The sequence below is a fragment of the Streptomyces sp. NBC_01481 genome (genome assembly GCF_026339995.1).
In the GTDB taxonomy this organism is placed as follows: Bacteria; Actinomycetota; Actinomycetes; order Streptomycetales; family Streptomycetaceae; genus Streptomyces.
This window is the reverse complement of record NZ_JAPEPT010000007.1, coordinates 66,837-92,475: the sequence shown is the minus strand read 5'-3', so window position 1 is coordinate 92,475 and position 25,639 is coordinate 66,837. Positions and strand designations below refer to the sequence as shown.

21 protein-coding genes are annotated in these 25,639 nt (G+C 68.8%); 8 read left to right on the top strand and 13 right to left on the bottom strand.

Annotation, left to right across the window (positions count from 1 at the left end; genetic code table 11):
- Window positions 1-2: 2 nt before the first annotated feature.
- The 3 genes from OOK40_RS32300 (at window position 3) to OOK40_RS32290 (ending at window position 1,640) form a co-directional block, all read left to right on the top strand.
- On the top strand, window positions 3-416 hold the full coding sequence (locus tag OOK40_RS32300) for a roadblock/LC7 domain-containing protein (protein ID WP_037649449.1): 414 nt from the start codon (window positions 3-5) through the stop codon (window positions 414-416).
- 98 nt (window positions 417-514) lie between these two features.
- Complete coding sequence (locus OOK40_RS32295) at window positions 515-1,078, top strand: DUF742 domain-containing protein (protein ID WP_266488705.1); 564 nt, start codon at window positions 515-517, stop codon at window positions 1,076-1,078.
- Window positions 1,059-1,640, top strand: a complete 582-nt coding sequence (locus tag OOK40_RS32290; RefSeq protein WP_050791473.1) for an ATP/GTP-binding protein — start codon at window positions 1,059-1,061, stop codon at window positions 1,638-1,640. The genes OOK40_RS32295 and OOK40_RS32290 overlap by 20 nt, the downstream gene beginning before the upstream one ends.
- Window positions 1,641-1,982: 342 nt before the next feature.
- Here the strand turns inward: OOK40_RS32290 and OOK40_RS32285 are convergent, their stop codons facing one another.
- The 4 genes from OOK40_RS32285 to OOK40_RS32270 form a co-directional block, all read right to left on the bottom strand.
- Complete coding sequence (locus OOK40_RS32285) at window positions 1,983-2,201, bottom strand: acyl-CoA carboxylase subunit epsilon (protein WP_266488702.1); 219 nt, start codon at window positions 2,199-2,201, stop codon at window positions 1,983-1,985.
- Between the two features lie 28 nt (window positions 2,202-2,229).
- The gene (locus OOK40_RS32280; protein ID WP_266488701.1) at window positions 2,230-3,813 is read right to left on the bottom strand and encodes an acyl-CoA carboxylase subunit beta; all 1,584 of its coding nucleotides are present in this window, start codon (window positions 3,811-3,813) and stop codon (window positions 2,230-2,232) included.
- Window positions 3,814-3,967: 154 nt separating this feature from the next.
- Entirely contained in the window at window positions 3,968-6,250 is a 2,283-nt protein-coding gene (locus OOK40_RS32275; protein WP_266488699.1) for a polysaccharide lyase 8 family protein, read from the bottom strand.
- 103 nt (window positions 6,251-6,353) lie between these two features.
- Window positions 6,354-10,223, bottom strand: coding sequence for an endo-alpha-N-acetylgalactosaminidase family protein (locus OOK40_RS32270; RefSeq protein WP_266488697.1), 3,870 nt, complete (start codon window positions 10,221-10,223; stop codon window positions 6,354-6,356).
- Between the two features lie 232 nt (window positions 10,224-10,455).
- On the opposite strand from OOK40_RS32270, the gene OOK40_RS32265 reads away from it, so the two are divergent.
- Complete coding sequence (locus tag OOK40_RS32265; RefSeq protein ID WP_266489278.1) at window positions 10,456-11,667, top strand: glycoside hydrolase family 64 protein; 1,212 nt, start codon at window positions 10,456-10,458, stop codon at window positions 11,665-11,667.
- 170 nt (window positions 11,668-11,837) lie between these two features.
- Here OOK40_RS32265 and OOK40_RS32260 read toward each other — a convergent pair whose 3' ends face one another.
- The 4 genes from OOK40_RS32260 to OOK40_RS32245 form a co-directional block, all read right to left on the bottom strand.
- Entirely contained in the window at window positions 11,838-12,587 is a 750-nt protein-coding gene (locus OOK40_RS32260; RefSeq protein WP_266488694.1) for an SDR family NAD(P)-dependent oxidoreductase, read from the bottom strand.
- Window positions 12,588-12,684: 97 nt separating this feature from the next.
- Window positions 12,685-13,116 carry an Rrf2 family transcriptional regulator gene (locus OOK40_RS32255; RefSeq protein ID WP_266488692.1) on the bottom strand — a complete coding sequence of 144 codons (432 nt, stop codon included), beginning with the start codon at window positions 13,114-13,116 and terminating at the stop codon, window positions 12,685-12,687.
- Window positions 13,117-13,280: 164 nt separating this feature from the next.
- Window positions 13,281-14,774, bottom strand: a complete 1,494-nt coding sequence (locus OOK40_RS32250) for a transposase (protein WP_266484976.1) — start codon at window positions 14,772-14,774, stop codon at window positions 13,281-13,283.
- Between the two features lie 295 nt (window positions 14,775-15,069).
- The gene (locus OOK40_RS32245) at window positions 15,070-15,582 is read right to left on the bottom strand and encodes a hypothetical protein (protein ID WP_266488691.1); all 513 of its coding nucleotides are present in this window, start codon (window positions 15,580-15,582) and stop codon (window positions 15,070-15,072) included.
- Between the two features lie 241 nt (window positions 15,583-15,823).
- Between OOK40_RS32245 and OOK40_RS32240 the strand changes: the two genes are divergently transcribed.
- A complete protein-coding gene (locus tag OOK40_RS32240; RefSeq protein WP_266488689.1) occupies window positions 15,824-16,438 on the top strand; it encodes a YceI family protein in 615 nt (204 codons plus the stop codon).
- A gap of 91 nt (window positions 16,439-16,529) precedes the next feature.
- Here the strand turns inward: OOK40_RS32240 and OOK40_RS32235 are convergent, their stop codons facing one another.
- Window positions 16,530-17,720 carry a S8 family peptidase gene (locus tag OOK40_RS32235; RefSeq protein ID WP_266488686.1) on the bottom strand — a complete coding sequence of 397 codons (1,191 nt, stop codon included), beginning with the start codon at window positions 17,718-17,720 and terminating at the stop codon, window positions 16,530-16,532.
- A gap of 176 nt (window positions 17,721-17,896) precedes the next feature.
- Here OOK40_RS32235 and OOK40_RS32230 point away from each other — a divergent pair, with 176 nt between their 5' ends.
- From OOK40_RS32230 to OOK40_RS32220, 3 genes are all read left to right on the top strand, one after another.
- Entirely contained in the window at window positions 17,897-18,718 is an 822-nt protein-coding gene (locus OOK40_RS32230) for a helix-turn-helix transcriptional regulator (protein WP_266488683.1), read from the top strand.
- Window positions 18,715-18,957, top strand: a complete 243-nt coding sequence (locus tag OOK40_RS32225; RefSeq protein WP_266488681.1) for a DUF397 domain-containing protein — start codon at window positions 18,715-18,717, stop codon at window positions 18,955-18,957. The genes OOK40_RS32230 and OOK40_RS32225 overlap by 4 nt, the downstream gene beginning before the upstream one ends.
- Before the next feature lie 138 nt (window positions 18,958-19,095).
- Window positions 19,096-19,479, top strand: a complete 384-nt coding sequence (locus OOK40_RS32220) for a hypothetical protein (RefSeq protein WP_266488679.1) — start codon at window positions 19,096-19,098, stop codon at window positions 19,477-19,479.
- Between the two features lie 71 nt (window positions 19,480-19,550).
- Here the strand turns inward: OOK40_RS32220 and OOK40_RS32215 are convergent, their stop codons facing one another.
- The 4 genes from OOK40_RS32215 to OOK40_RS32200 all read right to left on the bottom strand — a co-directional run bounded on the left by OOK40_RS32215 (window position 19,551) and on the right by OOK40_RS32200 (window position 25,634).
- A complete protein-coding gene (locus OOK40_RS32215; protein WP_266488677.1) occupies window positions 19,551-19,820 on the bottom strand; it encodes a DUF1876 domain-containing protein in 270 nt (89 codons plus the stop codon).
- Window positions 19,820-21,154, bottom strand: coding sequence for a hypothetical protein (locus OOK40_RS32210; RefSeq protein WP_266488675.1), 1,335 nt, complete (start codon window positions 21,152-21,154; stop codon window positions 19,820-19,822). Before OOK40_RS32210 ends, OOK40_RS32215 begins: the two co-directional genes overlap by 1 nt.
- A 353-nt stretch (window positions 21,155-21,507) precedes the next feature.
- Window positions 21,508-24,606: a glycoside hydrolase family 3 N-terminal domain-containing protein gene (locus tag OOK40_RS32205; RefSeq protein ID WP_266488673.1), complete on the bottom strand. Its 3,099-nt coding sequence runs from the start codon at window positions 24,604-24,606 to the stop codon at window positions 21,508-21,510.
- Between the two features lie 53 nt (window positions 24,607-24,659).
- Window positions 24,660-25,634: a LacI family DNA-binding transcriptional regulator gene (locus OOK40_RS32200; RefSeq protein ID WP_266488672.1), complete on the bottom strand. Its 975-nt coding sequence runs from the start codon at window positions 25,632-25,634 to the stop codon at window positions 24,660-24,662.
- Between the last annotated feature and the right edge of the window lie 5 nt (window positions 25,635-25,639).

Sequence of the window (25,639 nt, the reverse complement as noted above, 5' to 3'; positions counted from 1 at the left end):
CGATGAGCCAGGCGGCGCAGAATCTGAACTGGTTGATCACCAACTTCGTGGACAACACCCCTGGGGTGTCCCACACAGTGGTGGTCTCCGCCGACGGACTCCTGCTGGCGATGTCCGAGGGTTTCCCGCGGGACCGAGCCGATCAGCTGGCGGCAGTTGCCTCCGGTCTGACCTCGCTCACCGCGGGGGCGTCCAGGATCTTCGAAGGCGGTGCGGTCAACCAGACGGTGGTGGAGATGGAACGAGGCTTCCTCTTCCTCATGTCCATCTCCGACGGTTCCTCGCTGGCCGTACTCGCACACCCCGAGGCCGACATCGGTCTGGTGGGTTACGAGATGGCTCTGCTGGTGGACCGTGCGGGCAGCGTGCTGACGCCGGACCTCCGTGCGGAGCTCCAGGGAAGTCTTCTCAACTAACAGACAGACAGTGCGTTTCACGCCACCGCACCATAGGGTGCGGTGGCGCGGGCTCCACAGGGACATGGAACCGGCGAGCGGCAGTCGGAGGAGGAAACGTGGCAACACCCCCGGGCGGACGCCCCTATGACGGTGCTCACCAAACGCCTGGTGATCACTCTCAGAACCGTTTCAACTTTCCTTCTACGCCGAGCAGACAGGGCGCCCAGCAGCCCTACCAGCAGCCGCAGTCGCCGTACGACCCGTCGTACAACCAGCCGCAGCAGCCGCGTATTCAGCCGGTGCAGCCCCGGCGGGCGCCGGAGGCCGCACCCGCGGCGCACAACCCGTTGGTGCGTCCCTACGCCATGACCGGCGGCCGTACGCGGCCGCGCTACCAGCTCGCCATCGAGGCACTGGTCAGCACCACGGCCGATCCCTCCCGGCTGCAAGGGCAGTTGCCCGAGCACCAGCGGATCTGCCGGCTGTGCATCGAGATCAAGTCGGTCGCGGAGATCTCGGCGCTTCTCACCATTCCCCTCGGCGTTGCCCGGATCCTCGTCGCCGACCTGGCGGAGGCCGGACTTGTCGCCATTCACCAGCCCGGCGGCGACGAGTCCGCCGGCGGCCAGCCAGCCGTGACACTGCTCGAAAGGGTGCTCAGTGGACTTCGCAAGCTCTAGCGGCGGTGCAGCCCGCTCAACCACCAGCGCGAAGATCGTGGTGGCGGGCGGCTTCGGCGTGGGCAAGACCACGTTCGTCGGCGCCGTCTCGGAGATCAACCCGCTGCGTACCGAAGCCGTGATGACGTCTGCGTCCGCGGGCATCGACGACCTCACGCACACCGGAGACAAGACGACGACCACCGTCGCGATGGACTTCGGCCGTATCACCCTGGACCAGGACCTGATCCTGTACCTGTTCGGCACGCCCGGACAGGACCGCTTCTGGTTCATGTGGGACGACCTGGTCCGCGGCGCCATCGGCGCCGTCGTCCTCGTCGACACGCGCCGCCTCGCGGACTGCTTCCCGGCGGTCGACTACTTCGAGAACAGCGGACTGCCCTTCGTCATCGCCCTCAACGGCTTCGACGGACACCAGCCGTACAACCCGGAAGAGGTGCGGGAGGCGCTGCAGATCGGCCCCGACACCCCGATCATCACGACGGACGCGCGGCACCGCGCGGACGCGAAGAGCGCGCTCATCACCCTGGTTGAGCACGCGCTGATGGCGCGCCTGCGGTAAGCCGCCTGCCGCGGTCGCGTGTCTGTCTCTGTGGGGAAGCCCCCGCGCTCCTTCGGGAGGGCGGGGGCTCTCTGCTGTACGGGGGGGCGCCTGCGGCGGGCCTGTTCCCCACCCCGCCCCTTCCCGAACTGGGGGCAAGCCCCCAGCCCCCCGACGGGGCTCCGCCCCGAACCCCGTATGCGACCTTCGGCCGCATGTCCTCAAACGCCGGACGGGCTGAACTTCAGCCCCGCCGGCGTTTGAGGCGCGGGGGTCCGGGGGCAGCGCCCCCGGGAACAAACAACGGCCCCGTCCACCAACACCGGTGGGCGGGGCCGCAGAAGGCCGTAGGAAGGCCGGGCGTCAGCCCTGCCAGCTGTGGGAGGGCTGGAAGCCCCGCTGGCGCTCCAGGCGGCGCCAGCCGGCCGTGGAGCGGCCACGGTGCGCGGCCGGAGCCTCAGGCTGCGCGGCCGCACGCGCGAGCAGCACCGCGGTGATCGCGGCCAGCTCCTCGGGGTCGGCTTGACCCTTCTCGACGCGCAGCAGAGAGGAGGACAACGGGCTTTCGGCGGAAGTACTCATGGGCGATCAGGCTCCAGTCTTCGCAGGATCACTGCGGGGGGTTGCCGTGTTTGCGGGAGGGCAGGTCGGCGTGCTTGGTGCGGAGCATGGCCAGGGATGCGATCAGCACCCCGCGGGTCTCGGCCGGGTCGATGACGTCGTCGACCAGACCGCGCTCGGCGGCGTAGTACGGGTGCATCAGCTCGGCCTTGTACTCCTTGACCATGCGCACCCGCATCGCCTCGGGGTCCTCGGCATCGGCGATCTGCCGGCGGAAGATGACATTGGCGGCACCCTCGGCGCCCATCACCGCGATCTCGTTGGTCGGCCACGCGTAGGTCAGGTCCGCGCCGATGGACTGGCTGTCCATCACGATGTACGCCCCGCCATACGCCTTGCGCAGGATCAGCGAAATACGGGGCACGGTGGCGTTGCAGTACGCGTACAGCAGCTTCGCGCCGTGCCGGATGATCCCGCCGTGCTCCTGGTCCACCCCGGGCAGGAACCCCGGCACGTCCAGCAGCGTCACGATCGGGATGTTGAACGCGTCGCACATCTGCACAAACCGGGCCGCCTTCTCGGAGGCCTCGATGTCCAGCACCCCGGCCAGCGACTGCGGCTGGTTGGCCACAATCCCCACCACCTGCCCGTCCAGACGGGCCAGCGCGCAGATGATGTTGCGGGCCCAGCGCTCGTGGATCTCCAGGTAGTCGCCGTCGTCGACGAGCTCCTCGATCACCTTGTGCATGTCGTAGGGCCGGTTGCCGTCCGCCGGCACCAGGTCCAGCAGCGCCTCACTGCGCCGGTCGGCCGGATCGTCCGAAGCCACCACCGGCGGGTTCTCCCGGTTGTTCGACGGCAGCATCGCCAGCAGATAGCGCACCTCGGCGATGCAGGTCTCCTCGTCGTCGTAGGCGAAGTGCGCCACCCCCGAGGTCTCGGCGTGCACATCCGCACCGCCCAGCCCGTTCTGCGAGATCTCCTCACCCGTCACCGCCTTGACCACATCCGGCCCGGTGATGAACATCTGCGAGGTCTCCCGCACCATGAACACGAAATCGGTCAGCGCCGGACTGTAGGCAGCCCCGCCCGCGCACGGGCCCAGCATCACCGAAATCTGCGGGATCACCCCCGACGCACGGGTGTTGCGCTGGAAGATCCCGCCATACCCGGCCAGCGCCGAGACACCCTCCTGGATCCGCGCACCCGCACCGTCGTTCAGCGACACCAGCGGCGCACCCGCCGAGATCGCCATGTCCATAATCTTGTGGATCTTCGTGGCATGCGCCTCACCCAGCGCCCCGCCGAAGATCCGGAAATCATGCGCGTACACAAACACCGTGCGGCCCTCGACCGTGCCCCACCCGGTGATCACACCATCCGTGTACGGCTTCTTCGCCTCCAGACCGAACCCCGTCGCCCGGTGCCGACGCAACTGCTCGACCTCATGGAACGACCCCTCATCCAGCAACAGCCCGATCCGCTCCCGCGCCGTCAGCTTGCCCTTCGCATGCTGCGCCTCGGTCGCCCTCTCACTCGGCCCACGACGGGCCTCCTCACGAAGGGCATGCAGTTCGGCCACGCGTCCGCGCGTGTCACTCGGCTCGCTGGTGGTCTCGTCCAAAACGGTCATGCATCGACCCTACGGATCCGACCAAGAAAACAGTCCCGTCGACTCCACACAGTCTCCGGAGCGTTCTCCTGTCACCACCGAACAGAACGCTTGCCCACTGCAGCCCTAGTACCAGCTGAGTGCCACCAAGCTTTGTGGAGGTTCAACAAGGCGTTCACCTGAGAGCCACTTCACAGTGTTGGGCGGCTCCGGCGGTGCCGCCGGTGATCCGCAGCCGCAGCGAGTCTCCCGTGGAGAGGACTTCGACCGACGCGTCCTTGCTGGTCACCTTACGCACCGGGTGGTGCCAGGTGATCTCCAGCGGCGCTCCCGTGCGCGGCGGCTCGCTGACATGCAGGCTCGCAGTGTGCCGATTACTCCGAACGAGGGCACTCGCCGGTGCCGTCACGGTGAGGGGGCCCACCGTACCGGGCTGCCAGAAGTTCGCCGCGGTCAGTCCCAGGGAGCGGACGGCGACGGCCTGGCAGGCGCCGCTGTTGGCGAGGATCCGCAGCCATCGTTCGTCCCCTGCGCGGGCGGCGAGCGCGCGGCGTCCCGCCCCGGGCATCAGCAGATACGCGTACGAGGCGTCCACCGGGTCGGTCCCGTGGTCGAGCCAGAGGGTCTGGTAGCGGCGGGTGACGCGCTCGGTCGAGCTGGTGGTGTTGATGTCGCTCCAGGCTCCGGTGCGCTCCTCGCGCAGGGTGCGCAGTCGCTGCGTACCGCACGGGAAGACCCAGCCGCCGTGGCCTTCGAGGTGGGCCCAGCCACGGCCGAGGGTGAGTTCGTTTCTGCCGTCGGCGCCGAGGTTGCGGTTGTCGACGATCGTCTCGACGGGTAACCCGTCGGTGCTGGTGATGCCCGCGCCCAGGCAGATGACGGCATCCGCGACGCAGAACCACGACTTGCGGGCCTGGAGGGTGGAGCCGAGGCCGAGCAGATGCTGGCCGACGGCCGCGAATTCGCCGTCGCTCGCCCCGCCGACCCACGTCGCGGCGGGCTTGGGTTCACCCCATTCACCGCCCGCCCGGTCGGCAAGTCGCTTGGTCGACACGGTCGTTCCGGGCAGCCGGTAGAAGTCGACGGTGGGCCAGAACCAGTCGGTGTACTGGCCGCCGTTGCCGGGGGTCCACCAGTAGGTCATCCCGGCTCCGGTGTGCCAGCCACGAGGATTCTCGCCGTTGCCGCACTCGTAGTACGCGATCCGCTCCGAGGCCATGGCGATGTTCGCGGCCCAGCCGGGCCGGCGGTGCACGGCCCGGTCCATGGAGGCGAAGAGCTGATGGCCGACCGGCTCGGGCGCCGCGGCCACGGGCGCGGCGGCGACCGCGTGCAGCCGGGAGAGGTCGGCCACGCCGAACTGGCCCGCGGTGAGGATCGGGGTGATGGTGTCCCGCTCGATCCAGCCCTTGATCCGGGCGTGCCACCTGTCCCGCTCGGCGGCCGATGCCCCGCCCGCGAGCAGCGCGATCGCGGCGATGAGCCCCTGCCCGTGGAAATGATCGCTGCGCATGAGCCTGCGGTCGTCGCTCTTGAGGTAACCCCGGCTGATGGCACGGCCGTTGACGCTGTCCATCATCAGCCCGTCGTGGATCAGCGGCGCGTACGCGTGCTCGACGCTGTCCAGGATGATCTGCCGGCCTGGGTCGGTGACGGCCCAGGCCGAGCCCGCGAGCAGGGCGAACAGGCGGCCCAGACCGTCGAGCATGACCTGTCCGTACGTGCCGGAGTAGGCGACCCAGGTGTGCTGGACGAACGAGCCGTCGGCGTAGAGGCCGTCGCCCTTGGTGACGTAGGGGAAGACGGGCGAGAGGGCGTCCCGGGCGAGGGCGATCTTGGCCGGGTTCCGGCCGAGGACGCCGCGCAGCACGACGGAGCGGCACAGGTCGACGCGGTTGGCGCCCGTGGAGGTACCGCTGTAGTCGCCGAGCACCGCGTCGGGGATGAAGTGGTCGACGGCGGCGAAGGCGGCCTCGCGCTGTGCGGCGGTGAGCCGGTCGTACAGGACGGTGACGGTGTCCATGAGGAGGCGGGGGCTGCCTATCCGCCAGTCCCACCAGTTGCCGTAGCGGGTGGTGGACGGGTTGTAGATCTTCGCTGCGAGATGGTCGAGGCCCCGGACGATGTCGGCGAGGAGTCCGGCGTCACCGGTGAGGCCGGTGCCCGGCTGTGCGTACGCCTGGGTCATGGTCCACAGGCGGCTGTAGCTCTGGGTGATCCCGGCGGACGGGTTGAAGGGGTAGCCGGGCCACAGGGAGGTGTCGGTGGGGGCCATGGAGGTACGGAATCCGGCGGCGAGCCGCCCGGTCTCGGCGAGGCGGGACGCGTAGGGCTCGGCTGCCGGGTCGTAGCCGGTGCCGAGGCTGATCTCCAGCCACCGCTGCCGCAGGGTCTCGTACTCGTCGTCGGCCATGGCGGGTCCTGGAGAGGCGAGGACGAAAGCGCTCGCTGCCATCATCCCGAGAACGGTTCGGCGTGACCACACGGCAGCCTCCTGAAAGGGGTGGGAAGCGCTTGCCCCTCGGTTTCCGCATTCCACACGAGGGGCAAGCGCGGCTCAGTTACCCCGGGGCTCCGCATTTGAACCGCGCACTGCCCCAGTCGGCGTGGTCATTGCCGTTCCCGTCGCCGCCGTCGCCGACGACCAGATCGGCATACGAGGCGCCGGTGACGTCCGCGGTCAGCTGCCAGGCGGCGTCCGCGGCCTTCAGGACCGGCGACTTCACCTTCTCGGCGCCGTCCGCCAGCACGCTGAACTGGACGCTGCCGCGCGAGGTCTGGACGTCGTCCACCCCCACCTCGGCGGTGAAGGACGTGCACTGCCCGCCCAGGTAGTAGCGGACCTTCGCCGGAGCGTGCGTGCCGAGCCCCTTGGCGTACGCCACTGACCCGATCGTCAACGGGCTGCCGTCACCCGTCCCCGTCTCGCCGTTGGAGACATCGCGCTCGACCGGCCCCCAGCCGTTCTCCGCGGACGTCCAGTCGATGTCACTGGCCCAGGCGTCGGCGGCGGGCGGTGGCGGAAGGGTGCGTACGGAGGTCGAGGCGGTGAGCTTCCGCGCGGAGGCGCCCACGGTGTAGGTGACCTGTGAACCCAGCGTGTACGTCTGGTACTTGGCGTCGGCGGGCGGTGTGACCTGCCAGGCGGCGGTGACCTTCGCACCCGGTGCGACCGCGTCGAAGAAGACCGGCCCGGCGGGCTCAGCCGTCCACCCGTCGGGCAGTGCGAGAGCGATCGAGACACCGGTCGCGGGCTGCGCCTCGTAGCTGGTGAACACCGCCTTGACCTCGTTCTTCCGGCCGGGCTCCAGGGTCTCGGCGGCCGGTTCGACGCTGAGCGTCCCGCAGGCCGCCTGCCCGTCCGCCGGACCCAGGTCGGTGACGGTGAAGCCGTCGAGGACGAAGTCGGCACCGTCCGGGGCGTCGTCCCGTTTGCGCAGACCGGTCCAGGTGTCGCCGCAGCCCGCCGTGACGGTCTCGGTGAAGTGCCTGGTGGCGCTCCCCCAGCTACCGCTGGGAGGTGCCCCCAGCTGCCCGATCGGAGTACGGCGGGTCTCGACGGAGGCGGGGGCCCCGTCCGCGCCGATCCGGTCGTATCCGGTGACCCACTCGTACGCGCCCGCATGGCTCGACTGGTAGTCGTACTCGACCCTGTAGCTGTGCCCGTTGCTCATCGGCACGGTCCAGGGTGCCGTGCGGTAGACCAGACCGGTGTTCTCCTCGTGGGACTTCAGGGACTCGGCCCCGCCCAGCACGTCGTCGATCAGCTTCCCGTTCCAGCCCGTCTGGGTGTACGGGGCGTGCTTCTGCGCGATGTGGGTTCGCGGGTCGGTGACGCCGCCCGCGTCGCCCTTGAGGAAGGGGCCCCAGCCCTGGTCGACGGCCTCGAAGTCCTCGTACGCCACCGTGCCCGGCCTGGTCGCGGGTGCGTTCTTGACGACGCGCACGTCGTCGATCCGCACCCGCGCCGAACTGCCGCTCGCCGCCTCGGCCTTGAGGGTGGCCGTGCCGTCCGCGGGCGCGGCGAAGGTCAGCTTGGCCCGCTGGAAGTAGGTGTCGTGCCGGTCGGACGCGGCGACCTGGTCCTTCGCCGTCGAGCGCTCGACTGTGACGGACGCGCCGCCGGCGGACAGGGTCGTACGGCGCTCCTTGCCCGGCTGGACCTCGATCCAGGCGGACGCGCTGTAGCGGGCCCCGGGTGTGAGCCCGGTCAGCCGCTGGGAGAGCGAGGCGGCGGACGTCCCGCTGAGCACGGCACTGTTGCGGCCGTGGTCGTCGGTGTCCCGGGCGACCGTGCCGCGCGTGGACCAGTCGTCCAGGCCCGCGTCGTTGAAGCCGGGGTCGGCGACCGGCCCGCCCTCGCCCCACCGCGGGTCCGCGGGGGCGGGCGCGCGGTCCGGGTAGAGGACGTACGGCTGCCCGGCGGCCGCGGTCAGGCTGATCCTTCCGCCGACCGCACGCACGGTGCCGGTCTTGACGCGCCCGTTGTCGGTGAGCTTGTAGACGGTGTACGAGGCTGCGCCGCCGACGGCCCAACTGCTGCTGCCACCGGCCTTGTTGTAGTGGTAGAGCTTCCTTCCGCCGTCCCACGGCAGCAGATAGGCGTCGCCGTCCAGGACCTTGCGGCCGTGGTCGTAGAAGGTGCGGCGGCCGTCCTCGACCGCGCCCCGCACGCCGCCGGTGAAGGTCAGATCGTTGCCGTTCCAGCGGGTGATCTTCTCCTGCTGAAGATATTTGGCGGGCAGGTCGCGCTGCCAGACATTGGCGTAGAAGGCGTTCCAGTCGCTCTCGCCCGTCCAGCCCTCGAAGTCCTCCAGGGCGGTCTGGCCGAGGACCGGGTGGTTGTTCCAGACGTCCTTCTCACCGTTGCGGATGAAGCGGATGATCCGGGAGTTGAGGCCCTTGTTGGTGGCCCCGCCGTAGTCGAGGTCGTTGGCCCAGTGCGACCAGAGCGAGGCCCGTTCGAACTTGTCGGCCCATTCGGTGCCGACGTTCCAGCCCTGTGCCTGCACGGCTCGCATGGTCTTGTCGGCGATCCAGCCGTGCGTGTAGTAGACGTCGATGTAGAGGAGGGAGAGATTGCGGTCAGTCTCGTCCCTCAACTGCTGGAATCTGCGGGCCAGATCACCGCTGTTGATGTCCCGGCGCTGGTCGATGTAGTAGCTCTGGTTCAGCCAGTTCCAGCCGGGCTTGGTCTTGTCGACGAGGCTCTCGCTGAAGTGGTGCGCCTCCGGGTACGACTCGGTGGCGTTCACATGCACACCGAAGGTCGCGCCCCACTTCTTGCCGTGCTTGAGCAGCGTATTGAGGTCGGTGAGTCCGCCGGCCCGCTTGTTGTAGTTGCCGCCGTAGTCGGGATGCGCGGAGTCGTGGCCCTCGGAGCCGTATCCCTTGAGCAGCGCCAGCTGGCCGAGCCCGTCGGTGGCGAGCGAGATCCGCTTGACGTCGTCCAGGGTGCGCAGGAAGGGGTGGGTGGCCTGGCTGGCGAAGTTGAACGGGATATGGGTGATCACCCGGTCCGGCGTCTGCTCGCTGCCCGGGGCCCTGACCCCGATCGAGCGGAAGGCGACGGCTCCGTCCTGCCAGTCGACCTTCTTGTCGCCGTTGGCGTCGGGGGTGACGACGACCTTCGCCCAGGGCAGGTCCCTGCCGCTCTCGGGCTTCGGGGCGCCGCTCCCCCGGTAGGTCCACTGCCCCGACCAGACGCCGACGCGCGTGCTGCCGTCCGGCGCTTTGCGGGCCTGGTGCCAGAAGCGGGCGTCGTCGCCGCCGGTGGCGCCGCTGGGCCTGTCGTAGCTGGAGTTGGACTCGACGGCGGCGGCGAGGGAGCCGGTGTTGACGAGGGCGTACGAGGCGCCGACCGGTGCCGCGTCCGGCGCCGTCTGGTCGGTGACCCTGCCGAAGACGTCGGCGGTCCGCGTCGAGTCGGGGTCGAGTCGCGTGAAGGCGGTCTCGGCGCCGGAATCCGTACTGCCGACCGAGACGAGGTCGTGTCCGGGGATGTCGATCGTGCCCACGCGGAAGGCCTCGGTGTCGCGGACCGCGGTGACCTTGAAGGTCAGGGCCCGCCCCGCGACGGTCAGCCTCGCGTCGATCTCGACCCCGGGCAGCGCGGCGAAGGCCAGGATGTACGCGGCACTCGACGCCGTGAGGGTGGGCATGCCCTTCAACTGCACCGCGTACGCCGTGCCGTTGAGGGTGACCTCGGTGACCGCGCTCGTACTCCCGAGGAGCGTGGCCCCACCGGTCCGGTCGGTGTACGTCAGGACCCGCGGAAAGTCCTTGGCCACGGCGACCGAGAGCTGCGGCGAGCCGATGACGGCAGGGGCTTCGTCCTCGCCCGCGGCGGCCGGGAGCGCGGGTCCTGCGAGGGCGAACACGGCGGATGAGACGGCGGTGAGGGCGCACGCCGCACGGAGTCTTCGTGGCATGGGGACTGAGTAGCCCTCCGTTCTCGCCATCGTCAACGAAGTCGTGCGCTCCGGCGAGCGGTAGTCCAACAACCGCCGCGCGTTAGTCCAAGTCGCCGCCCGGACCGTCAGGTTGTGAAGCCCGAAAGAATCTGAGAGCGCTCTCAGTCACAACTCTTGACGGCTGCTTCACGCGTCGCAAGAGTGGGCTTCCCCCCACAACTCCAGGAGTACATCCGTGATATCCCGACGTATGTTCCTGACAGGAACAGCCGCTGCAGCGACCGCACTCACCTATCCGGCCTGGGGAAGCGCTCTCAGCCCCCGGGCCAAGGCCGCGCCCCCCACCTGCGAACTGGCCCTGGAGAACAGGTCGCTGCCCGGCACGGTCCACGCCTATGTCACCGGCCACGCACAGGACACCAACCAATGGGTGCTGCTGCGCGCGGACGGAAGCGTCTACCGGCCCGACTCCCCCTCCGCGCCGCAGACCCCGCTCCCCGTCGACTGTGCGATCCCGCTGAAGGGGGCGGGCGCGGGCCCGGTCGTGCTGACGCTTCCTCAGATGTACGGCGCGCGCGTCTACTTCGTACGCGACAGCAAGCTGGACTTCTTCCTCAACCCCGGGCCCTCCCTCGTCGAACCCGCCTTCGCGACGGAGGCCGACCCCAACTACGGGCGCACCTGGTCCTTCTGCGAGTTCACCTTCAACCCGCAGCAGCTGTTCGCCAACATCAGCTACGTCGACCTGGTGACCGCGCTCCCCATCGGCCTCACGCTCGAAGGCGACGAGACCCACACCGTCGCGCCGCTCCCCGACGGCGCGCTGAAGAAGATCGCCGACGACCTCACCGCGCAGGCCGCGCACGACGGGCAGCCCTGGGACAAGCTGATCATCCGCGGGTCGGACGGCGAGGTGCTGCGGGTCATATCACCGCAGACCGTAATGGCGCCCTACTTCGACCGGCCGGCCGAGATGCCCTTCCGGGACGTCTTCGACGACTACATCGACAAAGTCTGGGAGAAGTACCGCTCAACCGACCTCAAGGTCGACCTCCAGGGCGGGCGCGGCGTGCTCACCGGCCGCGTGAACGGCGACGTCCTCAGCTTCACCGGGGGGCACAGCTTCGCCAGGCCCGCCTCGAAGGACATCTTCACCTGCAATCACGGGCCCTTCGCGAACAACCCGGGCGACCCGGACGACAAGAAGGCCCTGCTGGCCAGGATCGCGGCCGCCTTCAACCGGACGACACTGCTGACGCATCCCGACCAGCCGAACGGTGCGACCACGGCGGACTACTACCTGGACCCGGCCACCAACCACTGGTCGCGCGTGGTCCACGCGAACACCCCGATCGGCTATGCCTTCCCGTACGACGATGTCCGGCCGGACGGACAGCCGGACGTGTCGGGGGCGGCGTTTGACGGGAACCCGAGGCGGTTCACGGTGACGGTCGGGAGCTGACGGCAGGGCGGGCTGGGTGTGCGGCCGCGCCGCACACCCAGCCCGCCCATCAGTAGGACGTGTGAAGGTCGGAGTCGGTCAGGATATGGACGGACGGAATGTTGGTTCACCCGGCGTCGGCGTTGCGGGCCATGGAGAACATGCCGACCCGATGGGAGGAGATGGGCCGTTCAGATCTGGGTGATGCCGCCGTCGACGAACAGTTCGGCTCCGGTGGTGAAAGAGCTCTGGTTCGTGGCGAGGAAGAGGGCCGCGGCGGCGACTTCGTCGGGGTGCCCTACCCGGCCGAGCGGGATCGCGGGCGCGGGGCCGCCCTCCTCCTGCTGGGCCTGCGCCATCGCGGCCCTCGCCTGATCTCCGCCGGGGGTCGCGACCGGTCCGGGGGTGAGTGTGTTGACCCGGATGCCACGGCCCGCCAGCTCGGCCGCCCAGGCGCGGCCGAAGCTGCGGATGGCGGCCTTGGTAGCGGCGTAGACGCTGAGCCCCGGGATGCCCTGAACGGCAGAGCTGGAGGAGAGCAGGATCACTGAGGCGCCGTCCGGAAGCAGCGGCAACGCCTTCTGGACGGTGAAGAGCGTTCCCTTGCCATTGATGTCGGAGGTCTTGTCGTAGCTTTCCTCGGTGATCTCCCCGAGCCGGGCATACTCGCCGACGCCCGCGTTGGCCACCACGACATCCAGTCGTCCGCTGCGGGCGTCGATCGTCGCGAAGAGCCGGTTGAGATCATCGAGCTTCGACACGTCGCTTTGCACGCCGATGGCCTTATCCCCGACGGCATCGACTGCCGCGTCAAGCTCGGCCTTACGCCGGCCGGTGAGGTAGACGGTGGCTCCTTCGGCGGCGAAGCGGCGGGCAATGGCGAGACCGATCCCGCTTGAGCCACCGGTCACGAGCGCCACCTTGCTGTCGAGCTGTCCCATGATTTCCCTCCTCGATGTAACTATTTTTGTTACATCTCTAGGCGTTCGGAAGTAGGGTGTCGCCTCCGGTTCTTCGTGCCCCGGAGGCCCAGGTGAACTATCGGGCGGCCAGCACGCTCCGCAGCACCTCCGCGAGCGTGGTGCGGGCCAATTCGCCTCGCACGGCGCCCTCGATCCCGTCGTAGATGCGCTGCATCGCCGGCTGGATGCCGGAGCCCACCGGGCACTCCTGGTTCGGAGTGGCACGGTGCATGGCGAACAGCGCGCCGGGTTCGACGGCCTCATAGACGTCCAGAAGCGTGATGGCCTCCAGCTCACGCGTCAGCGTCCAGCCCGCGCCCGCCCCGCGCCGGGACTCGACGAGCCCCGCCTTGCGCAGCTCCGCCAGCAAGCGTCGGATGACCACAGGATTGGTGTTCACGCTTTCCGCGATCTGCTCAGAAGTGGCGACCTCTCGGCCGTAGCGCTTGTTGAGCTCCATCCATGCCAGGGCATGGGCCGCGATCGTCAGCCTGCTGTTCGCACTCACTCGCTCTCCTCACCTCCCTACAGTCGTAACGTTAAGTGTTACGACTGTAGGGCGTCAAGCCGTTACGCAACCCACTCAGGCGGCCTGCCTCGACGTCCGCCGGGGGTTCAGGAACATCCGCGCCCACATCCTGAGGCTGTCGCACGGCTCCGGCCCGGTGAAGGTCAAGAGTGCTTCTTGGGCGTGTGATTGATGAGCTTGTTGAGGTTGTGTACCGTGCCGAGGAGCTTGATCTCGGCGTCCACCGCCTGGCGGCCGCGGTAGTTGAGGTGTCGTCCGAAGCGTTGGAAGATCTGGGCGAATCCCGGCTCGACCAGGGCACTGCGTTGACGGTACTGGGCCCGTCCTGTTGGGGTGGCGAGGCGGGCCGCCATGTCCTGCTGGCCGGCAGGGGCCTGCTGACGTTTCGCGGGAAAGCCTGCCTGGTCGGCATCGCTGGTGACCGAGACCAGTAGCGGGAGGTCGGCGAGGGCCTCGAAGGACGCGGCGGAAGCGTACCCACTGTCGGCGAGCCAGAGTTGGATGTCGCCGGGGAGCCGTGCGGCCTGGTGATTGTGCTGGGTCTTCTTCACCATCAAAACGAGGGCCGTCCTGTCCGAGGGATTGTCGTGCGCTTCGATAGCCAGCAAGAATTGACGGCGGGCGCACACGATCTGGATGTTGTATCCCTGTAGGTAGCCGCCGCGTTTGCCGGGAATCAGCCGGGAGTCGGGATCGCTCAGGCAGGCACGGGACTCCGGGGAGGGGGCCGGTCGGGGTGTGCGGGCCCGCTCCAGCCAGGCCCGCATCTTCACCAGTCGCGTTCGCTGGCGAACGAGGACGGTCTTTTGCTCCATCGGGACCGGCGGCCGTCCGTTCGCTCCACGACGTCCTGCCGCCCGGTCCTCTCGGACGCGGAGCTCGTACTTCTTCAGCTTCTCCTGGTGAGCCTCGGTTTCGGCAGCCAGGCGCTTCTCCGCGCGGGCCACCATCCGCTCGGCGGCTTCGACCTTGATCCGGATCTCGGTGGGTGAAGGCATAGCCCGTTCATGCAGTCTGTCCCTGGCCAAGTGGGCCCGGGTGAGCCGGTCGCACAGCCGGGACAGGCGAGGCCAGTTGTCGCACGCGTCCTCGCCATCGCCCTGTGCTGCCGAGCCATCGGCCTCGACGCTCAGCGCGTGGTCGACTACATCCTCCATCAGCGCGTGGATCTCTTTCTCGCACTGGGAGATGGTCTCCTCCAGGCGCTGGAGCCGCTGGTTGGCGTCGCGTGAGGCGTTCGCCTCCATCGGTGAGCCGTCCACGGCCACTGCCGAAAGATCGACCAGGCCACGTCGGCCGCACAGCGACAACACCTGCACGAACAGCGAGTTCAAGGCGGCACGGTGGCGTCGTACGAACCGCGCGACGGTGGAGTGGTCCACTCGGCGGTTCGCGGTGATGATTCGGCAGCCCACGTCGTCCCAGCAAGCCTGCTCGATGCGACGGGAGGAACGCACTCCCTTGCTGTAGCAGTACAGGAGCAACGCAATCAGGCTCGCGGGAGGGTAGGCCACCCCGCCCCGCCCGTCGTCACGGTAGCTGTTCTCGAACGCCGATAGGTCAAGTAGCTCGACGACGTCGAGAACCTTCCAGCACAGGTGCTCGGGCGGCAGCCACTCCCGGACATCCCGCGGCATCTCAAGATCACATTCACGGTCGCACGACAAGAAGTTCCGCCCCACCAGCCAAGATTCCGACGCTTCCCTAATCCTCGGAACCGAACAACGAATCGCTCTTGACCTTCACCGGGCCGGAGCCGTGCGACAGCCTCTCCTCTGCCCGGCCCATGTTCCCAAACCCACCGGCACCTGCCCGGGACGACAGCCCGGCGTCAAGAACCATCATCGGGCACCTCGCTACGACGTCGGCAATACCGTCAAACGCGAAGTCACCGTCGCAGCGCTTCAAGCGACCTGAAGATAAAGAACAAGCTCAGCAGCCGCCGCAGTTGTAGTACAGGACGTCCCAGTGGCTGCCCTCGTCCGCGTAGATGTTCCCCGACCCCGACTTCCACTGCGGAGCCCCGTCACCGGGCCGCGCCCCGATGTACGTGAAGGTGTTCCTGATGTAGTTCCCGACGCACGTGTACTTGCTGTAGTCCAGCTTGTAGCCGTTCCAGTGCGAGTACGTCCCGCTCGCGTGCCCGGCTTCCGTACCCCCGGTGATGTTGAGCGCGCACCCGCTCGCGCTCCTGAGCGTCTGCGCCCCCTTCGCGGTCGCGAGGTTCAGCTGCTCGAAGGACGTACACGTCGGGTTGTTGCGGTCGGAGCAGCCGCCGGACGAGGACCACGTGATCCCGGACGAGCGGAACATCGACGTCGCCGTGGCATGGCTGATCTTGGTGACCGCGTGAGCATCGGTCGCGCCGGTGATGACGCCGAAGCCGGGCGCGAAGAGCGCGCCGGTGACGAGCGCGAGGGCGGTTGTTACGGAGCGGATTTTCATGGGGTTCCCTCCTGCTGATGACTTTTGAGGACCGTGGATTCCTGGGGGACGGCCGTGCAGGTGGAGCGCCGTGCAGGTGGAGCAGAGAGATGGTCCCGACTTCTACGCGCGTCCGCCAGAGCGCGGTCGCGACCTCCGGGTGAACCTCTCGCGAAGATGTTGAACTTTGAAGGGAATGCATCTACAGTCGATGTCGTTGAAGCTTAAACAACACGCCACCACGTCCCCCAAGGAGTGCGTCATGGGTCTCTTCAACCGCAAGGCCGACACCGCTGCAGCCACCGCCACCGCCACCCGCGAGGTGGACCCGGCGCTGATCGCCCTCACCGGCGACTACAGCATCGACCCGGCCCACAGCAGCATCGGCTTCACCGTCCGCCACGCCATGGTCACCAACGTCCGCGGCTCGTTCGGGGACTTCTCCGGCAGCCTGCACCTCAACGGCGCCGACCCCCACCACTCGACCGCCGAGATCGACGTCAAGATCGCCAGCATCGACACTGGGATCGCCGACCGCGACGGCCACCTGCGCAGCGCCGACTTCTTCGAGGCCGAGCAGTACCCGCTGATGACCTTCCGCTCCACACAGGCCGAGCAGCTGGGCGGCGACACGTACCGCATCACCGGTGACCTGACGATCAAGGACGTCACGCGCCCGCTCGCCATCGACCTGGAGTTCAACGGCTCCGCCACCGACCCCTACGGCAACGAGCGCGTCGGCTTCGAGGGCAAGGCCGAGATCCTGCGCTCCGACTGGGGCCTGACCTGGAACGCGGCGCTCGAGACCGGCGGCGTCATGGTCAGCGACAAGGTCAAGCTGACCTTCGACATCTCCGCCATCAAGGCCGCCGCCTGATCCTCGGCGCCCCACCCCCTGAGCGCGCCCGCCCTGCCGTCCCCCGCGGCCGGGGCGGGCGCTCGGTCGTGCGGCCGCCTGATCCCGCGGCTCAGAGGCCGTCGGTGTAGAGGAGCTTGTTGGGCGACCCGGGGCTGACACTGGTCAGGACGTTCTTGGTGGACCAGATTCCCAGCCAGGCCGCGACCTGGTCCGGCGCCGCGGTCGGGTTGATCGCCTTGTAGAGCGCGGCAGCCCCCGCGACATGCGGAGAAGCCATGGACGTGCCGCTCAGGGCGACGCTGCCACCGCCGAGCTTCGCGGAGACGATGGCGGCGCCGGGAGCATAGAGCGAGACGCATTCGCCGTAGTTCGAGAAGTCGGTCTCCTCGTCGCGGCGGCCGGACGCGGCGACCGTGACCACGCCGTCCGCGGACGCCGGCGAGACGCTGCAGGCGTCCGTCGCCTCGTTGCCCGCCGCGACGACCGGCAGGACTCCGCTGTCCGCGAGCGCGGTCGCCGCCTCGTTCACCGTGACGGACTTGTCGCCGCCGAGGGAGGCGTTGAGCACGGCGGGCTGCACGGCGTGCTCGGCCACCCAGTCGAACCCGGCGAGGACCCCCGACCAGGTGCCCGTGCCCTCACAGTCGAGTACGCGGACACTCACCAGCGACACACCGCGCGCGACACCGTAGGTCGCGCCGCCGACCGTGCCCGCGACATGCGTTCCGTGCCCCTGGCAGTCCCGGCCGCGCTGCCCGTCCCCGACGACGTCATAGCCGTACGTGGCGCGCCCGCCGAACTCGCTGTGGCCGAAGTCGATTCCTGTGTCGAGGATGTACGCGGTGACACCCGTGCCGGTGCCATGCACGCTGTACTGGGTGCTGAGCGGCAGACGGCGCTGATCGATCCGGTCGAGACCCCAGGACGCGGACGATACTCGCGGCGCACGGACCTCCTCCGTGGGCAGCACGGAGACCTCGGCATCCTCCTCGACGGCAGAAACACCGGGCATCGTGCGCACCGTCTTCAGCTGAAGCGCGGTGAGCGTGGTGGCGAAGCCGCGCAGTGCGGACTTGTAGGAGTACTGCGACGTCAGGCCGAGCTTGCGCACCAGCTCGTCCGGGTCGGCGCTCGCGCTGAGCGACACGATGTAGCGGCCCTTCAGTGCCTTCGCGGAGTGGTACAGCGGGGCCGGGCTGGGGGCGGACGGCTCGGCGGACGCGGAGAGCGGTCCGGCGGACATCAGGAAGGCGGCAAGGGCCGCGGCGGCAAAGGCTTTGAGCCTCGTTCGGTTTGGCATGCGCACAAGTCAAGCGGGCAAAAACGATCACGGTCAATCACGTACGGTCGCTGTTCGAGCACTTTTAGTAGTGGTTCGATTTACGCCCCCCATGTGGACCGGTGCGCTGGGCCGTACGGCCAGTTCGTACGGCCCGTGACGGGTCAAGCGCGCTCTGCGATGGGAAGGGGGCCACCATGCACTCGGCTAAACGGCCCAAGCGGGTCACCTCTTGGCACGTCATCGGCGCGCAGCTCGCCGTCTTCCGGAACGCGGCACGTTTGACCCAGGCGGAGCTCGCGCGGCAACTGGGCGCGGGGGAGGAAACCATCGCGTCCATCGAGCAGGGACGCAGGCCGCTGAAGCTGGACCTGGCGGAGATCCTGGACGAGCTGCTCGAAACGAAGATGGCGTTGCAGACGGCGGTACGGAAGGTGCCGGAACGGGAGCGGTTTCCGGCGTTCGCGCAGGACTTCGTGGACCACGAGCAGGAGGCGCTTACCTTGCTCTGGTACGAGAACCAGGTCGTACCGGGACTGCTCCAGACTGAGGAGTACGCCAGAGCAGTCTTCGGCTGCCTCTATCCGCCGCTTGACGAAGAAGAGCTGGAAGAGTGGGTCTCCGCCCGCCTCAACAGGCAAAGAATCCTTGAGCGCAAGCCCCGGCCAATGGCCAATTTCCTGCTGGAGGAGGCCACTTTGCACCGCCCCATCGGGGGCCACTGCGTACTGCGCAACCAGATCCGGCACCTGCGGCAGTGCGCCGAACTCCCTTTTCTGGGGCTGCAGATCATGCCGACCAAACGAGAGAAGCACGCAGGGCTAGCGGGCCCCATGGTGCTCTTGGAGACTCCCGACCACGACCAACTGGCCTATATCGAAGGGCCCCTGGTCAGTTTCCTACATGATGATCCAGACAAGGTCAGTGTCCTTCAGCAGAAATATGGGATGCTGCGTTCGCAGGCCCTCTCCCCCGCGGAGAGCATGGGCCTGCTGGACGAACTGCTAGGAGAATCATGAACTGGTTCAAGTCCAGTTACAGCAGCGATCAAGGTGGAGACTGCGTCCAAGTTGCCTACGACTGGCGGAAGTCGAGCTACAGCAGCGACCAGGGGGGCGCGTGCGTAGAGGTCTCCGCGCACCCCCTCGCCGTCCACGTCCGCGACTCCAAGAACCCCACCGGGCCCATCCTCACCGTGACCCCGGACGCCTGGGCCGCCTTCGTGCCCCAGGTGTCGCGTTCAGACCAAACAGAGTAGAATTCGCCCTGATTCGAGCTTTTTTGAGCCGAATGACGCGCATACGTTACGACCGTAACGGTCCCTCAACGTTTTCACACTCATGCGTGCACCAAGTGGTGATTCTCCATGCGACGCGTATTTCTCCTCATATCTGCTGTGCTGCTCGGCATCGCGGGTATGTTCGCTCCGAACGCCTGGGCCGGTAGCGCCCACTTCGTTTCTGTTGACGGTTCAAGGTCCGGCAACACCTTGACTGTTACCGGCAAGGAAGCCGGGCTGGGCAACCTGGAACAGGTCAACATCACACTGGACGCCACCGCCAACTGCATCAATCCTGGTGGTCACGGCCCCAAGGCTGCCAACAAGCAGTCCTTGAACTCGTCGGTAGACGTCCCGGTGCAGAACGGCAAGGCCATCTTCAGCCTGTCCGTTACTGCCTCGTTCAGCCCTGAATGCAGCCCGCCGATGACTGTCACCTTCACCAACGTCGTGGTTACCGACACGACCAACGGCATCTCGAAGAACCTGGGCAACTTCTAGAGCCGACAACAGCAACAGAACGACCCGCGACGCGACCACGCTCGCGGGTCGTCCGTTGCTCGCCCACAAGCTCAGGCGCGGAGGTGATCCACCCGCTGGCCGGTGTGGGTCTCGATCTCCGATGCCGCTTCGTGCAGCAGCCGATGAGTCACCTCGCTGAGGGCACGGGCCACGGCCAGTTCGTCTCCGATGTGCGGGACGTTCTGGTCCGCACGATTACGGTGCGCCGTGCCCTCCCCGAGGATCAGTTCCGAGTTCTGACCTCGCAGCCTGGCCTCGGCCTTGGTCAAGTGGTCGTTCTCCGTGATGACGATCTCGACATTCCACTTCTTGGTCTGCATCAGAAGCCACCTCCTCCGTCGAATCCGCCCCCGCCTCCGAAGTCTCCGCCGCCACCCCAGTCGCCTCCGCCGAAGTCGGAGGAGCTGAAGTCGGCCCCGGAGTAGTCACCGCCGCCGTAGTCGCCGCCGCCGTATTCCGCCGCGTACGCCGGGGTGGAGAGCGCGCTGCCCAGCAGCGTGCCGACGAGCAGGCCGGGCAGGAGGCCGCCGCCGAAGTAGCCGCCCGCCCACGGGCCGTAGGCGGGGCCCGCCTCCCAGTACGGGCGGCGGCCGGACGCCGTATCGACCGTGCGGGCCATCGGGTCCTCGCCGTCCTCCAGACGGGCGGCGTCGGCGGCGCAGACCGGGACCTGGCGGGGGAAGCCGCCCGCCGGGGTCCAGGTCATGTCCGCCGTCGAGGGGCCATGGCGCGGGTCGAAGAAGCACGGAGACCGGCGCTCCGGAATGGCCTCGCCCGTACGGCGGGCGTCCAGGACCGCGAGTGAGAACCGGCCGTCTTCGAGGGCTTGCGTGACCGGGCGTACGTCACTGGGGTGTTCGGCCGCGCCCATCAGGGATTTCGCCTTGTCGTACGAGTCGAGTGCGCGCTCGTAATCGGCGCGCATGGCGTCGTCCGCGCCCTTCTCCGAAGGGTGGAAGTCGAGCCGGTCGAGCTCCTCGCCGAAGGCGGTGATGTCCTCGTCGACGACCACGCGCAGCTTGTCGAGCGCGGCCCGCTCCTCGGCGGCCTTCCTCTGGCGCTTGCGGCGGACGATCGTGTACGCGCCCGCGCCGCCGGCGGCCACGACCGCGCCGAGCACGATCAGGGTTCCGTAGTTCGAGCTGTCGTCGGGGCCGGTGCCCCAGGAGGACGGGGCGCTGCCGCGCAGCTGGGGCAGGGCCTGGTCGACGAAGTTGTTCAGCTGGGTCGCGGCGTCGGCGCCGGGGGGCGTCTTGACCGCGGTGACGAGGTTCTGCACGGCCTGGTTGGACATGACGCTGCGGTCCGCGCCCGCGTTGAAGCCGTTGCCGAGGCGGACGGCGTACAGGCCGGTGATGCCGGTCTCGGTGCGGAGGTTGCGCAGGACCGAGTCCGGGGGGAACTCGGCGGCGTTGGGAAGGACGGCCACGAAGAGGGGCTTGTCGGCGTCCTTGATCTTCTGGGTGAGGGCGTCGGCGTCGGCCTTCGAGAGCTGGCCGGAGGCGCGGGGATCGACGTAGACCGGGCTCTTCTTCAGCGCTTCGGCCACGGTCTCGGGGCCGGTGGCGGCTTGCGCTTCCGTCGCCGCAAGGAGGGCGGTGGCGGAGAAGGCGAGCAGCAGACCGGACAGTGCGGTGAGCAGCCGGGTCTTCATACTTCGACGCTACCCGAATCAGGGCGAATCTGGGCAAGCACGGGCCTTACGGAACCGGGACGCGGTCCCGGGGCCACCGCCCCGGCCCCCTTGCGGAGGCTCCGCCCCCGAACCCCTGCGCCTGCGCCTGCGGCGGGCCTGTTCCCCTACCCGCCCCTTCCCGAACCGGGGGCGCTGCCCCCGGACCCCCGCGCCTCAAACGCCGGCGAGGCTGAATGTGAGGCCCCGCCGCACATTCAGCCCGTCCGGCGTTTGAGGACATGCGGCCGAAGGTCGCATACGGGGTCCGGGGCGAAGCACCGTCGGGGGTCTGGGGGCTTGCCCCCCGTTACGGGAAGGGGCGGGATTGGGGACTAACCCGCCCTGAACGCCGCCGTCAGCTTCGCCACCGCCCCCCTCACCTCACCCCCCAGCGCCAAGTGATCCGCCTCCGCGAACGGCTTCGCCGACGCCGGCGTCACGTGCTGGCCGATCTTCTGCTGGGCGATCAGGCGGGCCTGGGAGACGAGCGCCCGGGCCTCCGGGGAGTCGCCGCGGCCCGTCGCCTCCAGAACCCTTGCCGCGAGGGCGATCGCCTTGAGGGTGAGCTCCCCTCCCGACGGGGGCTTGCGGAGCGTGGTCAGGCCCCAGCCGTAGGGGTACTGCGGGTCGTACGCCGCGTCGCCGACGTTGATCGGCAGCTGGTCGGCCGACTTGGGCCAGGTGACCGGCAGCTGCCCGGTGAAGGGCCGCTTGCCGTAGAGGACATCGGCGACGCCGTCGCCCTCTGTGCCGGGGAGCCAGGAGGCGACGAGCGCGTCGATGTCGCCGAGACGGTCGCCGATGAGCTGGGGGCGGCCCGAGACGATGAGGACCGCGCACTTCATGGCCCCGCAGACCTTGTCGACCGCCGCCTTGTCCGCGGCGCCGAGCTCCAGGTCGTGGCCGTTGCCGACGTCGCCGATGCCCTCCGCGTACGGGGTCTCGCCGACGACGACCACGCCGACGTCATGGCCGTCCGTCGGCGCGGAGGCGTCCTTGGAGTAGGTGAGGGCCGCGTCCGGCGCGGCCTTCTTCATGGCCTCCAGGATCGTCGTGCCGGTGGTGATCTTTCCTGAGGAGCCCTGCCAGGTGACGGTCCAGCCGCCGGCCTGGTTGCCGAGGTCGTCGGCGTTGGACCCGGCGACGTACACCTTCTGCGACGGCTTCAGCGGCAGCACCGCGCCGTCGTTCTTCAGCAGGACCTGGGACTTGGCGGCGGCCTCGCGGGCGACCGCGCGGTGTGCGGCCGAGCCGACCGTGCCGATGTTGGCGGTGTCCGCGTACGGCTTCTCGAAGAGGCCGAGCGTGAACTTCTGGGTCAGGATCCGGGAGACCGCGTCGTCGATCCTGGCCCGGCTGATGCGGCCCGCGTTCACCTCGTCCAGAAGGGTCTTGTGGAAGTCGGGGTACGCCGTCGGGACCATGATCATGTCGAGTCCCGCGTTCACCGACGTGCGGACGTCACTCGCGTAGTCGCCGGGAATCTGGTCGATCGCCTGCCAGTCGCTGATGACGAAGCCCTTGAATCCCATCCGGTCCTTGAGCACGCCGTTGATCGTCTCGGCACTGGCGTGCATCTTCACGGGGCCCTGGTCGTCGCCGACGATGTCGAGCGAGGAGTACGAGGGCATGACCGAGCCGGTACCGCGCTTCACCGCTTCGGCGAAAGGCGCGAGGTGGACCGCTTCCAGCTCCTGACGGGTGACCTTCGTAATGCCCTGGTCGATCGTGTACGAGCCGGTGGCGGACGAGCCGTACTCCGTGCCGCCGTCGCCGACGAAGTGCTTCGCGGTGGTCAGCACCTTGTCGTTGCGGTCGAGGTCCTTGCCGGAGGGCGGTCCCTGCATGCCCTTGATGACGGTCTCCATGGCGGTGACCAAGGCCGGGTCCTCGCCGAAGGCCTCGTACGAGCGGCCCCAGCGCTCGTCGCGGGTGACGCAGAGGCAGGGTGCGAAGTCCCACGGAATGCCGGTGGCGCGTACTTCCTTCGCCGTCACCGCTCCGGTCTTCTCGGCGACGGCCGGGTCACGGGTGGCTCCGATGCCGATGTTGTGCGGCATGATCGTCGACCCGATGACATTGTTGTGGCCGTGGACCGCGTCCACGCCGTAGATCAGCGGGATCTGGAACCGCGTTGCCTGGGCGCGCAGTTGGTAGGCGTCGACCATCCTGGCCCAGGCCTCGGGGGCGTTGGGCGTGGGCACCGAGCCGCCGCCGGAGAGCAGTGAGCCGAGGTCGTACCGTGCGATGTCACCCTGGGACTTGAGGGCGTTGCGCTCGGCCTGGGTCATCTGGCCGGCCTTCTCCGCGAGTGTCATCCGGGAGAGGAGGTCGGCGACGCGCTTCTTCACCGGGAGCCCGGCGTCGAGATACGGCAGTCCGTGGGCGTCGACGACGACCTGCGGGGTCTCGGCCGGCGGCTTGGCGCCGGTGACGGTGAGTTTGAGCGGGATCGTCTCGGCGGACTCGGCCGCGGAGTCCTTCTTGGTGGCGACTGTGACGGTCTTGGACGTACCGGAGACCGATCCGGCCGGGAAGGTGACGGTGCCGGAGACCGGGGCGTAGTCCGTGCCCGCTTCGGCGCTGCCGCCCTCGGTCGTGTACGCGACGGTCACGGGCTCGTCGATCGGGCCGGAGCCGGTGGTGGCGACGGAGATCTTCACCTGGGCGGTGCCGCCCTCGTCGACCGGGTACACGGCGGCGTCGGTGATGACCTTCGCCTTCAGGGCCGGGTCGGCCTTTCCGTACAGCTCGACGCCGTCCATCGCGAACCTTCCGGGCTCGCCGGGCGGCAGGGTGAGCGCGTATCCCCACATCTCGTTGAGTCCGAGGATCTGGTCGATGCCGCCGACGGGCTGGTAGTCGGCGCGGTAGACGAAGTCGGCGAAGGGGATCTCGACGAGGTGCCAGCCCTCCCAGTCGTCGGTGAACGACGTGGTCCACAGCTCGGACGCCTCGCCGTTGGCGCCGCCGTCCTTGAGCTCGAAGTTGATGCGCTTGCCGGAACCGGGCGGCAGGGGTGCGGTGTTCTGGCCGTACCACCAGAAGCGGATGCCCTTGTGCACCGTCCAGTCGTGGGCGGGCTTGTCGAAGGCGAAGTCGTGGGTGAGTCCGCCCCAGCCGCTGATGTCGTAGCTGCCTTCGAGGACCTTGGCGCCTTCGGGGGCGTCGGCTCGCTCCTTGAGTTCCAGCCTGGGCTGGTCGTCGGCGTCGCTGCCCCAGGTGAAGATGCCCTCGGCGGGCGGGTTCGCGAAGGGGACCTCGCCCTCGAAGCGGTCGACGGCGACGGGGGCGGGGTCGTCGGCGGCGGCACTGGGGACGGCGGCGGCCAGCAGACCGGCGAGCACGGCGGTCGCGGCGAGCACCGCGGTTGTGGTCCTGGTTCCGGTTCCGGCTCTGCTTTTGAAGCGCGTGCGGGTGCGGGGTGGCATTGCGGCTCCTTCGTAGGTCATGACGCAGGAACAGGTCAGGGAGCGGCGACAGGTCAGGGAGCGGAGCGGCGGACGACCAACTCCGTTGGGAGGACGACCGGTTCGTCCGGCGCCGGGGTGCCGCCGAGGTGGGCGAGCAGCATCCGCGCCGCCGTTTCGCCCATCTCCCGCATGGGCTGGCGCACGGTCGTCAGGGGCGGTTCGGTGTGCTGCGCGACGGGGAGGTCGTCGAAGCCGACGACGGCGATGTCGTCGGGCACGCTCCGGCCGGCGGCACGCAGGGCTCTCAGCACGCCGACCGCGCTGAGGTCGTTGTGCGCGAAGACCGAGTCGAAGGGGGTGCCGTCGGCGAGGTGCCGTTCGACCGCGAGCTGTCCGGAGAGCTCGGTGAAGTCGCCCTCGGCGATCGTGCCGGTCGGCAGGACGTCCCGGAAGCCGTCCAGCCGGTCGCGTACGCAGCCGAAGTGGCGGCGGCCGGTGACGATCAGCGGGCGGGTGCGGCCCGAGGCCAGCAGATGCCGGGCAGCCGAGGCTCCGCCCTCGCGGTTGGTGGTCGCGACGGAAGGGAATTCGGGGTGGTGGCCGCGGTCGTCGATGAGGACGACCGGGAGGCCCTCGCGGTGCATCGCGGTGATCGTGCCGAGGGTGTTCTCCGGTTCGATCACCAGCAGTCCGTCGAAGGCGCGGGCCGAGACCTGGCTGGTGAAGCGCTCGACGGACTCGGCGCCGCGGTTGCAGGTGAAGAGCAGCAGCCCGTATCCCGCGGCCTCGACGGTGTCGACGACTCCCTGGAGGACCTCGCCCATCCAGGGCCAGGTGAGCGGGGGCGTCAGCATCCCGACCGTACGGCTGGTGCCGCGGGCCAGGCCGACGGCGCCGCTGCTGGGGACATAGCCGAGGCTTGCGATCACTTCACGAACACGGGAAGCGGTGCCGGAGTCCACCTCGCCCTTGGTGTTGAGGACGCGGGACACGGTGGTCTTGCTGACCCCCGCCTCACGTGCGACGTCGGCGATCGTGACTCGCATCGGGG